We start from the raw sequence: 11,617 nt of genomic DNA, 5'->3' as shown, positions 1-11,617 counted from the left end.
CTCCTGCCCGCGTCGCGCCACTTCGTGCCCCGCCCCGCCGGCACCCGCGTCGTCCTCGGCATGGCTCGCGCGGCGCTCCGGGACCGGGCCCTGGTCGCGCTCTACGTCCTCGGCGCGTGCGCGGTCGGCGCCCTCGTCGCGGTGCTCAACGCGCTCGGCTTCCGACTCAGCGCCGCGCCGTACGGCCTGTCGGTCGGCACCATCAGCCTCATCTACCTCGTCTACGCGCTCGGCAGCGTCAGCTCGGCGGTCTCGGGACGCGTCGCCGACCGGATCGGGCGCAGGGCGACCATCCCGGCCGGCTGCGCGATCGCGCTCGCGGGCGTGCTCCTGACCCTGAGCAGCTCGGTGCCCTTCATCGTGCTCGGCGTGGCCGCCCTGACCGTCGGCTTCTTCTGCGTCCACGGCCTGGCGAGCGGCTGGGTCACCGCGCGCGCCCACCTGGCCGGGGTCCGCACGGGCCAGGCCGCCGCGTTCTACCTCTTCGCCTACTACGTCGGCTCGTCGGTCTTCGGCAACCTCGGCAGCGCCGCCTGGAGCCACCTCGGCTGGCCCGGGGTCGTCGCGCTGGCAGCGGTCCTGCTCCTCACCGTCTCCGCGATGGTGGGCGTGCTGCGACGTACGCCGGCGCTGACGGACCCGCTGCCGGCCCCCTGACCCCGACGGCCGGAACCGATCACCAGGAGCCGGGGAACCGCGACGACCCGGCGATCGCGAACAGCGAGAACACCGCGGCCACCGCGGTGGCGATCAGCAGCGCGTAGGCGAGGTGGCGCCGTCCCGGCACCACCAGCAGCACCAGGGCGGCGGCCACCACCAGGGCCGGGAGCACCCAGATCGGGACGAGCGCGGCCAGCAGTCCGGCCACCACGGCGAGACCGACGCCTCCCGCCGCAGCACGCCCCAGCGGCACCGGCCGTGGGGCGCGAGGCAGGCCCACCTCCGTGACCGGGCCGGCCTCGGGCAGCTGGTCAGGGGCCAGGACCCGGAGCAGCAGGGTCACCGTCGCCGGATCGGCCACGACGACGAGGTCGCGGTAGCGGTCCTCCACGGCGTGCCGGCGTACGAGCTCGTCGAGGCGGTGGCCACGATCGACGGACGGGAACCGGACCGGCGCCAGCAGCACGTCGGGCACCGCCTCGCGATCGAGTCCCTCGACCACTCGCTTGGCCTCGGCGGTCGGCGCGGTGAGCACCGTCGCTGACGACGCCAGCGTCGCGCGCACCCGGGCAACCTCGGGGGCGCCCGCCTGCGTGGTCACGACGAAGATCCGCTGGTAGTCCGTCACGATCCGACCGTATGGCATGTCCCCCGGCCCACCGCCGGGGACAGCGGTCCACGCTGCCGCGAGGCACGGCCTCATCGCGCTGCACCTGCTCGCTTCCCCAATTTGGGCCATTGTCTGATCCACCAGTCGGGTCCAGTGTCGTATGGATGCGGCCAGATCCAGAACTCACCTTGCGCGACGACCTTGCTACGGAGACGGCGCGCCGTGCGATACCTCCTCGACCAGGAGCACTCCGGTCGGGGCGGGCGACGTAGACCTGCGCCCCCTGGTGGTGCCGGTCCCGACGATCGGCGTGGTGCACGCGCAGACGGTGGTCCTCAGCTGGTCACCGTCCTGGTCGCCGGTCGCCCGTGCGCCCGCTTCCCTGGGTGTGCCGCGGTCGCGATCGCCACCACAGGCAGGACAGGCCCCTCACCCCCACCCCTGCCCCCTGGAGGCACCCGACCATGAACACTCCCCTTCGCCGATACGGACCCGCCGGGCTCGTCCTCGGCCTGATCGCCGCGGCCGCCATCGCCGTCGGCGCCCAGTCCGCCCCGGGCTCCGGCGCCGATGAGTCCCCGCGTGCAGAGCGCGACTCCCTCGAACGCCGGGTCGATGCGCTCGAGGACCGCGTCACGGCGCTGGAGAACGGGTCCGTCCCGACGTCCACGCCGGCCCCCACCGAGACACCCACCCCCACTGAGACACCCACCCCGACCGGGACACCCACCCCCAGCGAAACCCCGACACCCACCGAGACCCCTACACCCACACCCACACCCACCCCCACACCCACCCCCACGCCCGGCGGCTTCCCTGACGCCAGCAACACTGGCGTGCCCGCGGGCGTCACGCTCACGCCCTACGCGGGTCCGATGCGGATCACCACCGCAGGCACCGTGATCGACGCGAAGCAGATCACCGGCTCCCTCACGATCGCTGCGGCCAACGTGACCGTGAAGCGCTCCAGCGTGAACGGCTCGATCGGTGTCGTCAGCGGCAACCTGATCGTGGAGGACACGCGGATCGACGTCGGCGATCGGCCCGGGACCGGCCTCGGCGAGACCAACTTCGTCGCGACCCGGGTGCACGTCACCGGCGGCAACCGCGGCGTCAATTGCTACGACGGGTGCACGGTGCGCGACTCCTACGTCCACGGGCAGTTCGACGACCCGACGAACACGCTCCACATGTCAGGCATGCGGATGGGTATGAACACCACCTACATCCACAACACGATCTCGTGTGACGACGGCAAGTCAGGCGACGCGTCGGGCTGCTCGGCGTCCCTGACCGGTTATGGGGACTTCTCGCCGGTGCAGAACAACCTGATCCAGGGCAACCTGATCCAGGCCAGCCCGGCCTGGTACTGCGCCTACGGCGGCTCCTCGGCGTCGAAGCCGTACGCAGCCGGGGCCCGGGACATCCGGTTCATCGACAACGTCTTCGAGCGTGGAGAGTCCGGGTGGTGCGGCCGTGGCAACGCGATCACCGACTTCGTGGCGTCCAGGCCGGGCAACGTCTGGTCGGGAAACACGTGGGACGACGGGAGGACCATTCCCGTCCCCTCCGGCTAGCGAGCCGCAGACGCACGACCGCCCGTCACCTGGTGGTGACGGGCGGTCGGTGTGTGGTGGAGGTGAGGGGACTCGAACCCCTGGCCTTCTCGATGCGAACGAGACGCGCTACCAGCTGCGCCACACCCCCACGCGCCTCTTCGGCGCGACGCCAAGATACACGAGGAGGACCGGCCGGATCGAATCGACCCGGTCCTCGGGCGAGGTGGTTCAGGCGCCGCTGGCGCGGCGGGCGTCGTCGGCGTCTCGGGCCGTCCTGGCGGACTGCTCGGCGGATCGGGCGAGGGCGGAGTCCTCGTCGTTGCGACCGCTGGACCACACGCCCGTGGAGTCCAGGTCGATCGTCGAGACCGTACGCCGCTGGGCGGCGGTCTTGTTGACGTAGGTCGGCAGCGTGGTGGGCACCATGTCCCACCCACCGACGACGGGGATCTCACCGGTCACCACGGCCGGGGACGCGGCCGCAGGGGAGGTCTCCGCTGGTGCGGCGGGGATGCGCGGCTGGGGAGGCATCGCCGGCATCTCGCCGGTGAGCTCGACGTCGTCACGCTCCTCGTCGAGCAGCGGGGGGAAGCCGATCTCGATGGCCGCGCGCTGGTGCCGCTCGGCGCGCACGGAGAGGCGGCAGGCCACCAGCCAGGCGACGAGCAGGCCGGCCGGTGCGGCCACCCAGGGCCAGGCGACGACGGAGGCCGCGGCCAGACCGACCACGACGGCGTTGGCGAGGGTGATCAGGCCGAGGACGTTGCGGCGCCGGCGCGCGGCCCGGCGCGCGGAGGCACGCTCGACCTGCGGCGTGGTGGTGCGACGCGCTGGGGTCGGGGCCGCGATGGTCGGGGCCGCGGCGACGGGCTCCGGGACGGCATGGGCCTTGGTCTCCACCGGCGGGCGCAGGGACGCCCGGATCGGCGACACGACGAGGCGCGCGTTGCGCCGGTCGACCGGCTCGCGCCGGGCCAGGACGCGCATGGTGTGCGAGAACTTCTCGACCGAGCGGCTGCGGACGACTTCGTCGTGGTGCTTGAGGGCCTTGGGGATCAGGTAGACGGCCCACGCCACGGCAAGGGCGACGAAGATGAGAGCGCTCAGGTCCACGCTCGAAGAGTATGAGCGCCGAGCGGGCGCGGGGCGGATGTCAAGTGGTGTGTCGCAGAACTACTGGTGTGACTGGTGTGTCGCCAGCCGCGCGGTGACACCTCCGGGGCACTCCTCCATGGTCACCGCGAAGATCCGGTGGTCGCGCCAGGCGCCGTCGATGTGGAGGAACCGGGGCGCGTAGCCGACCTGCTCCAGTCCGAGCTTCTCCACGACGCGCAGCGAGTTGGTGTTCTCCGGACGCACGCAGATCTCGACGCGGTGCAGCCCGACCGGGCCGAAGCAGTGGTCGATGACCATCGCGACCGCGCGCGGCATGATGCCGCGTCCGCTCGCCTCCGCGGCGATCCAGTAGCCGATCGACGCCCACTGGGCCGAGCCGCGGGCCACGTTGCTGACGGTCACTTGCCCGACGAAGCGCCCGTCCACCTCCACGACGAAGGGCAGGCACTGGCCCTGCTTGGCCTGGCGGAGCAGGGAGCGCACGACCATCTTGTACGACGACGGGCGCGGCGAGGCGCCGGGCGGGACGGTCGCGTCCCAGGGCTGCAGCCAGCCGTGGTTGCGTGCGCGCACGGCCTGCCAGGTGTCGGCGTCGGACCTGCGCAGCGACCGGATCACCACGCCCTGCGACTCCAGCCGCGCGGGCCAGCCCGGAGCGCTCACCGGGGCACCGCGTTCAGTGGTCGCTCCCGACGACCTGCTCCACCGCGTGGCGGAGCACGGGCTCGAGGACGCCGAGGCCGTCCTTCACGCCGCCGCGCGAGCCGGGGAGGTTGACCACCAGGCAGTCGCCGGCGATGCCGGCGAGACCCCGCGAGAGCATCGCGGTCGGGATGCCCTGGGCGACCCCCGCGGCGCGGATCGCCTCGGCGATGCCGGGCACCTGGCGGTCGAGGAGCGGGGCGGTGGCCTCGGGGGTCCGGTCGGTCGGGGTGAGCCCGGTGCCGCCGGTGGTGAGCACGACGCGGGCTCCGGCGGCGACCGCGGCGGCGATCGCCTCGCGCACCGGGTCGCCGTCGGGGACGACGGTCGGCTCGTCGCAGTCGAAGCCCTGCTCGCGGAGCCATCCGACGATCAGCGGGCCGGTCTCGTCGGCGTAGACCCGGGCGGCGGCGCGGTTGGACGCGACCACCACGGCGGCGGGCAGGCTCATCGCGCCCAGTCCCCCGACCGACCGCCCGACTTGGTCTCGACCCGGATGTCGGTGATGACCGCGGCCTTGTCGACGGCCTTGACCATGTCGACGACGGTGAGCGCGGCCACCGAGACGGCGGTCAGCGCCTCCATCTCGACGCCGGTGCGGTCGGTGGTGCGGACCGTCGCGGTGATGTCGACGGACTCGTCGGTGACCTCGAGCTCGACGGTGACGCCGGAGATCGACAGCGGGTGGCACAGCGGCACCAGCGACGGGGTCTGCTTCGCCCCCATGATCCCGGCGATCCGGGCCACCGCGAGCGCGTCGCCCTTCGGCACGCCCTCGCCACGCAGCAGGTCGACGACGGTCGGGCTCACCAGGACGCGACCCGAGGCAGACGCCGTACGCGCGGTGACGGGCTTGTCGCCCACGTCGACCATCCGCGCGGCGCCGGTCTCGTCGACGTGGGTGAGGCGCTCACTCATCAGAACTCCTCGTCGAGCTTGCGGATCGCGACCATCTCCCCGGCCTGGATCGCGGTGACGTCGGCCGCCACCTCGATCAGGCAGTTGGCGGCCGCGAGGTCGCCGATCAGGTGGGAGCCGTGGCCGCCGACCGGTGACACGAAGGTGCCGCCGCCGTCGGTCTCGTAGAGGCCGCGCACCAGCTGCACCTTGCCACCGGGCGAGGAGAGCCCGTGGGTGAGGCGGGCGCGGGAGGTCGGGCGGACGTAGGGGAGCTTGCCCATCATCCGGCGGATCGCGGGCAGCACGAACATCTCGAAGGAGACGTAGGAGGAGACGGGGTTGCCGGGCAGCGTGAAGACCGGGGTGTCGTCCTCGCCGACGGTGCCGAAGCCCTGCGGCTTGCCGGGCTGCATGCCGACGCCGCCGAACCACATCGAGCCGTGGTGGGACAGCGACTCCTTGACGACGTCGAAGTCGCCCTCGCTCACTCCCCCGCTCGTGACGACCAGGTCGGCGCGGACCAGCTGGTCGCTCAGCGCCTCGGTGAAGGCGTGCGACTCGTCGGGCACGATGCCGACCCGGTAGGCGATCGCACCGGCGGCGCGCGCCGCGGCGGCGAGGAGGTAGGAGTTGCCGTCGTAGATCGAGTCGTGGCCCAGCGGGGTCCCGGGGTCACGCAGCTCGGAGCCGGTGGAGATGACCACGACCCGGGGACGCGGCCGCGTGCGGACGGTGGCGCGCCCGACGGCGGCGAGCATGCCGAGCTGCCGCGGGCCCAGGACGGTGCCCTCCTCGAGCAGCATGTCGCCCTCGGAGATGTCGTCGCCGGTCGGCCGGATGTGCTGGCCGGGGACGGCGGCGCGGGCGATGCGCACCTGCGCCACCCCGCGGTCGGTCCACTCGTAGGGGACGACGGTGGTCGCGCCCGCCGGCACCGGTGCCCCGGTCATGATCTTGACCGCGGTGCCGGGCGACAGCGCGAGGATCGAGGACTGGCCGGCGCCGATCTCGCCGACGACCGGCAGCACCACCGGCGACGCCTCGGTCGCACCGGCGACGTCCTCGGCGACCACGGCGTAGCCGTCCATGCCGGAGTTGTCGAAGCTCGGCAGGGAGATCGGGGCCACCACGTCCTCGGCCAGCGCGAGGCCGAGGGCCTCCATCAGCGGCTGCTGGAACGCGTGCAGCGGGGAGACCGTGGCGAGGATGCGCTCGACGTAGTCGGCCACCGGCAGCAGGCCGGGCAGCGGGTCAGCCATCCTGGTCCTGCTCGCTGAGGACGGCGCCGCCCTCGACGCGCTGCGCGGCGGAGGAGGCGAGCGCGACCTCGCCGACGACGCGTACGCCGCGGCCGAAGGTCCAGTCGCCCTCGACGGTGAACGACTCGGCCTCGCGCAGCGACGGGGCGCCCTCGGGGAACCGCTTGTCGAAGTCGCCGACCAGCTTGTAGAACTCGCCGTCGAGCGAGACGAAGGGGATCTCCTCGCCGGCCTGGTCGAGCACGAAGTCCTTGCCCAGGTCGTAGACGTCGGAACGCAGCACCAGCAGGTCGTCGGTCGTCTTGACCGGCACGAAGCGGTCGCGACCGACCTCGATGGTGCGGGCGCCCTCGAAGACCTCGATCGCGGCCCCCATCGCCGTCTCGATCTGGATGACCTTCGGCGTGGACGGGTCCCCCGGGTCGAGAGTCTTGACGTTGCGGATCAGCGGGAGGCCGAGGATGCCGCCGCGCGCGTCGAGCGCCTCGACCATCGCCTGCAGGTCGAACCAGAGGTTGTTGGTGGAGGCGTACTTGTGGCGGCTGAGGTCGGCGAGTGCGTCCTTGTCGGCGTCCAGCGTCTGCGCGGACTCGCGGAGCACGATGCGGCCGTCGGCCTTGCGGCGGGCGAAGTGGCCGCCCTTGCGGTCGGACGGCGTACGCCGCACGGCCTCGATGGCGAACGGCGCACCGCTGTCGGCGAACCAGCCGGCGACGCGCGCGTCGGGCACGGCACCGAGGTTGTCGGAGTTGGAGACGAAGACGTAGCGGTAGCCGGCGTCGAGCAGCCGCGCCAGCAGGCCGGTCCCGCGCAGCGCGGTGTAGATGTCGCCGTGGCCGGGCGGGCACCACTCCAGGTCGGGCGCCTTGGGGTAGGCGGCCGGGAGCAGGTCGGCGACGAGGAGCTTGGGTTCCTTGTTCTGCAGGAACTCCAGCGGGAGGCCGTCGACCGGCAGCTCGTCGTAGCGGGCGAGCGCGGCCATGGTGTCGGCCGAGGTGCGGAACGAGTTCATGAACAGCAGCGGCAGCGTGGCGTCGTACTCCTTGCGGAGGTGCAGCACCTGCCGGGCGATGATGTCGAGGAAGCTGAGCCCGCGGCGCACGCAGAGCAGCGACTTGGCGCGCTCCATGCCCATCGACGTGCCGAGGCCGCCGTTGAGCTTGATGACGGCGGTCTGCCGGATCGCTGCGGCGGCGACGTCGTCGGCCACCTCGACGTCGGTCAGCGACTCCATGTCGAGCGGCTCGATGGAGTCCTCGGCGATCATGCCGGTCTCGCCGTGCTCGAGGAGCCGGTAGTAGTGCGCGAACGTGTCGATCGCGACCTCGTCCACCCCGGCGTCGCGCATCTTCGTGCGCGCGAGGTCGAGGCCGTGAGCAGTGCCCTTGCTTGCCATGGTTCGATCGTAGGCTGAGGACGTGGGCGCGTCAGTGGGCGGGGACAAGTCATCGGCGAAGTCCGCCTGGCGGGACCAGGTGCTGGCCGCGCGTCGGCGTCGTCCGCTCGAGGCCGCCGCGGAGTTCGCGGCGTCCGTCTCGCGGGTCGCTCCGGCCTGGGCGGGGGTGCGGGACGCCGCCACCGTCGCGGCCTACGTCTCCGTCGGCAGCGAACCCGGCACCGGCCTGCTGCTCGATGAGCTGGTGGCCGCGGGCAAGCGGGTGCTGGTGCCCGTGCTGCGTCCCGACAACGACCTCGACTGGGCCGTCTACACCGGCCCCGCGTCGCTGGCGCGGGCCCCGCGTGGGCTGTTCGAGCCCGTGGGCGCCCGGCTCGGCGTCGAGGCGGTGGCCACCGCCGACGTCGTGCTCGTGCCGGGCCTCGCCGTGTCCCCCACCGGCGACCGGCTCGGCCGCGGCGGCGGGTCCTACGACCGCGCGCTGGCGCGGGTGCCGGCCGGGACCCCGGTCGCGGTGGTGCTGTACGACGACGAGGTGGGGCTGGCCGTGCCGACCGAGCCCCACGACGTACGCGTGGGGTTCGCGCTGACTGCGGCCGGGGTGGTGGCGCTGCGTCCCGCTGGTTGAGCAGCGAGCGCAGGGAGCGTGCCGAAACCGAGGGTGCCTTGGTCTCGACACGGGCCGGGCGGCCCTGCTCAACCAGCGGAGGGCACCAGCACCAGCGTGTCGTCGGCCGCGGCCTCGACGGCCTCGCGGCTGTAGGCCCAGGGCAGCGTCTCGCCGTCGACGTAGAGCTCGGTCTGGTCGGAGTAGTGCGACGACGCCGGGTGCCCGGAGACGCCGGTGAGGTTGATCCACCGCGAGTCGTCCCAGTCGGCGAGCGAGACGACCATCCGCATCGACGGCGCGGCAGTGACCTCGTAGCCGTCGACGGCGTTCCAGGAGGTCGCGGCGACGATCGAGGAGCCGCCACCGACCTGCCAGCCGTCGCGGTTGAAGAGCCGCTCGATCGGCGCGACGCCGGACTCGCCGAGGGTGGCGTTGTGGAGGTTCATCCGGTGGATGTGGCCCCACGTCCAGCGCTTCGGGTCGCGTGCCTGGCGCCGGGTCATCTCGTCGCGGGCCTCGATCATCGCCTGGCGCAGGATGTCGTCGCGGGTCTCGACCTCATCGGTCTCCGCGTCGTCCCACCACGGTCCGGCGGGCTCGGTCAGCATCGTGCCGACCACCTCGAACCAGCGGTCGCCGCCGTCGGGCCAGGTGCGCTCGCGCAGGTCGTCGTGGAAGGTCAGCTCGAGCAGGTTGCGCCACACGACGTTGAAGTAGGCCGCCGGCGCGCTGTCGGCCGGCTGGGTGAAGTCCCAGTCGCGCAGCAGGTTCTGGGCGTTGCGGTAGTAGCGCGAGGGCAGGGTGTCGACGTCGAGGAGGTAGGGCACCAGCGTCTCGGCCATCGGGTTCGTCGAGTCCAGCTGCAGGGTCGCCATCTCCTGGACCGACAGCTCGCCCTCGGCGGTGAGCGCCTCGCGGATGCGGGTCGAGCGGTAGCCGTAGTCCCAGTCCTGGGTCAGGAGGTAGGGGTAGTCCTCGTCGATGACCGCCTGGTTGGCGGTGACGATGAACCCCTCCTCGGGGTCGAGGACGCTCGGCAGGCCGTCGAAGGGGATGTAGTCGCCGGTCCAGTCGTTGGCGCTGATCCACCCCTCGACGGGCATCGTGCCGTCGTTGCCGGCGCGACGGATCGGGATCCGGCCGGGCGCCTGGTAGCCGATGTGGCCCTCGCGGTCGGCGTACACGAGGTTCTGCGCCGGCACCGCGAACTCGGCCGCGGCCTCGCGGAACTCGTCCCAGTCGGAGGCCCGGTTGAGCCCGAGGATCGCGTCGGCGGTGGGGGCGGGGTCGAGGGCGGTCCACGCCAGCGCGACGGCGTAGCCGCTGCCACGGTCGCCGGGCTCGTCGGTCGGGGCGTTGGCGCCGACCGTGGCGAACTCCGACGACACGTCGCTGATCAGCGGCCCGTGCGTCGTCTCGCGGACCCGGAGCTCGACGTCGTCCTCGCCGCGCACCCCGATGGTCTCGGTTCGGACCTCCATCGGCTCCGACTCGCCGTCGCGGACGTAGCGGTCGTCGCCCTCGGTCTCCTCGAGGTAGAGGTCGGTGACGTCGGGCCCGAGGTTGGTGAAGCCCCAGGCGATGTCGGCGTTGTGGCCGATGATCACGCCGGGCACGCCGGAGAAGGTGAAGCCGGACGTGTCGAGGGTGCAGTCGTCGGTCTGCTCCCGGCAGTGCAGCCCCATCTGCATCCAGATGCCCGGCTGGCTGATGCCGAGGTGTGGGTCGTTGGCCAGCAGCGGCTCACCGGTCGCACTGTGCTCGCCGTCCACGACCCACGAGTTGCTGCCGATCCCGCGGCCCTTGCCGACGAGGTCGGGCATCGCCTCGATGCTGTCCTGCACGCGCTCGAGCGCCGCGACGACGCCCTCGGGGTACGCCGGGCGGCGCGGGTTGCGGGTGCCGTTGGCCGTCGCGTTCTGCTCGAAGACGCCGTCGACGACCCCACCCCCGGAGACGATCGGCGGGTGGTCGGCGTAGGGGTAGTCGGGCCACAGCGCGGCGATCTCGTCGGCGGAGTGGTCGAGCGAGAGCAGCACCCGGTCGACCTCGGCGTCCATGTTGCCGCGCAGGTCCCACGCCATCGCCTTGAGCCAGGCCAGCGAGTCGACCGGCTCCCACTCCTCGGGGGTGTAGTCGAGGCCGGTGAGGCCGAGCACGGCGTACTCCGCCGCGAGCGCGGACGGGCTGCGGTCCTCGATGTAGGCGTTCACCCCGTCGGCGTACGACGTCAGCGCGTCGCGCGTGGCCGGCTCGAGGAGCGCCCACTCCTCTTCCGCGACCCGGCGCCAGCCCATCGTGCGGATGAACTTGTCGGTGTCGAGCGTGTCGGGTCCGAACATCTCCGAGAGCCGCCCGGCCGTGACGTGGCGGCGGAAGTCCATCTCGAAGAACCGCTCCTGCGCGTGGACGTAGCCCTGCGCGAACATCAGGTCGGCATCGGTGTCGGCATAGACCTGTGGGATGTCGTGGTCGTCGCGGATCACCTCGACCCTCGCGGACAGCCCCGGCACCTCGATCTCGCCGTTGGTCTGCGGCAGCGGTCGGCGTACGACGCCCACGACGGCGGCCGCGAGGAGCAGGAGCACCACCACGAGACCGAGTGCCGTCCATGCGGTCCAGCGCACCGCGCGCGGGGCTCGGCGGAAGGCCTGCCACCGGGTGAGCTGGGGCACGGGCGCGGTCTCGGGGGCCGGGGTGGGGGAAGGGTCGCTCATCGCGCTGCCCATTGTGCCGTACCATTGGCAGTCGAAGGACGTGAGTGCCAGCGCGTCGCGCCGGCCCTGCCGATCGCCGTTGCAGCAC

11 protein-coding genes and 1 tRNA gene are annotated in these 11,617 nt (G+C 72.6%); 3 read left to right on the top strand and 9 right to left on the bottom strand.

All coding sequences use genetic code 11. From position 1 onward, the window contains the following. A partial coding sequence (locus JWN97_RS07735; protein WP_297620927.1) for an MFS transporter occupies positions 1-657 on the top strand: 657 nt, incomplete at its 5' end. Between the two features lie 19 nt (positions 658-676). Here the strand turns inward: JWN97_RS07735 and JWN97_RS07730 are convergent. After that, on the bottom strand, positions 677-1,288 hold the full coding sequence (locus tag JWN97_RS07730) for a hypothetical protein (protein WP_297620924.1): 612 nt from the start codon (positions 1,286-1,288) through the stop codon (positions 677-679). 446 nt (positions 1,289-1,734) lie between these two features. Between JWN97_RS07730 and JWN97_RS07725 the strand changes: the two genes are divergently transcribed. Continuing rightward, entirely contained in the window at positions 1,735-2,847 is a 1,113-nt protein-coding gene (locus tag JWN97_RS07725; protein ID WP_297620921.1) for a hypothetical protein, read from the top strand. A gap of 54 nt (positions 2,848-2,901) precedes the next feature. Here JWN97_RS07725 and JWN97_RS07720 read toward each other — a convergent pair. The 7 genes from JWN97_RS07720 to JWN97_RS07690 form a co-directional block, all read right to left on the bottom strand. Then, positions 2,902-2,977, bottom strand: a tRNA-Ala gene (locus JWN97_RS07720). Positions 2,978-3,057: 80 nt separating this feature from the next. Continuing rightward, a complete protein-coding gene (locus JWN97_RS07715) occupies positions 3,058-3,942 on the bottom strand; it encodes a hypothetical protein (protein WP_297620918.1) in 885 nt (294 codons plus the stop codon). Between the two features lie 60 nt (positions 3,943-4,002). Continuing rightward, complete coding sequence (locus JWN97_RS07710; protein ID WP_297620915.1) at positions 4,003-4,608, bottom strand: GNAT family protein; 606 nt, start codon at positions 4,606-4,608, stop codon at positions 4,003-4,005. Positions 4,609-4,621: 13 nt separating this feature from the next. Then, positions 4,622-5,098: a MogA/MoaB family molybdenum cofactor biosynthesis protein gene (locus tag JWN97_RS07705; protein ID WP_297620913.1), complete on the bottom strand. Its 477-nt coding sequence runs from the start codon at positions 5,096-5,098 to the stop codon at positions 4,622-4,624. Next, on the bottom strand, positions 5,095-5,565 hold the full coding sequence (moaC, locus tag JWN97_RS07700) for a cyclic pyranopterin monophosphate synthase MoaC (RefSeq protein WP_297620910.1): 471 nt from the start codon (positions 5,563-5,565) through the stop codon (positions 5,095-5,097). The genes JWN97_RS07705 and moaC overlap by 4 nt, the downstream gene beginning before the upstream one ends. Next, positions 5,565-6,806 (bottom strand): gephyrin-like molybdotransferase Glp, encoded by a 1,242-nt coding sequence (gene glp, locus JWN97_RS07695; RefSeq protein ID WP_297620907.1) that lies wholly within the window; start codon positions 6,804-6,806, stop codon positions 5,565-5,567. Before glp ends, moaC begins: the two co-directional genes overlap by 1 nt. Beyond that, on the bottom strand, positions 6,799-8,202 hold the full coding sequence (locus JWN97_RS07690; RefSeq protein ID WP_297620904.1) for a UTP--glucose-1-phosphate uridylyltransferase: 1,404 nt from the start codon (positions 8,200-8,202) through the stop codon (positions 6,799-6,801). Before JWN97_RS07690 ends, glp begins: the two co-directional genes overlap by 8 nt. A 22-nt stretch (positions 8,203-8,224) precedes the next feature. Between JWN97_RS07690 and JWN97_RS07685 the strand changes: the two genes are divergently transcribed. Continuing rightward, positions 8,225-8,830, top strand: a complete 606-nt coding sequence (locus JWN97_RS07685) for a 5-formyltetrahydrofolate cyclo-ligase (protein ID WP_297620901.1) — start codon at positions 8,225-8,227, stop codon at positions 8,828-8,830. Between the two features lie 68 nt (positions 8,831-8,898). Here the strand turns inward: JWN97_RS07685 and JWN97_RS07680 are convergent, their stop codons facing one another. Beyond that, a complete protein-coding gene (locus JWN97_RS07680) occupies positions 8,899-11,529 on the bottom strand; it encodes a penicillin acylase family protein (RefSeq protein WP_297620898.1) in 2,631 nt (876 codons plus the stop codon). Positions 11,530-11,617: the final 88 nt, after the last annotated feature.

Origin of the sequence: Nocardioides sp., assembly GCF_025965415.1 — a bacterium.
GTDB lineage: Bacteria > Actinomycetota > Actinomycetes > Propionibacteriales > Nocardioidaceae > Nocardioides.
This window is presented reverse-complemented; position numbering and strand designations above follow the sequence as displayed.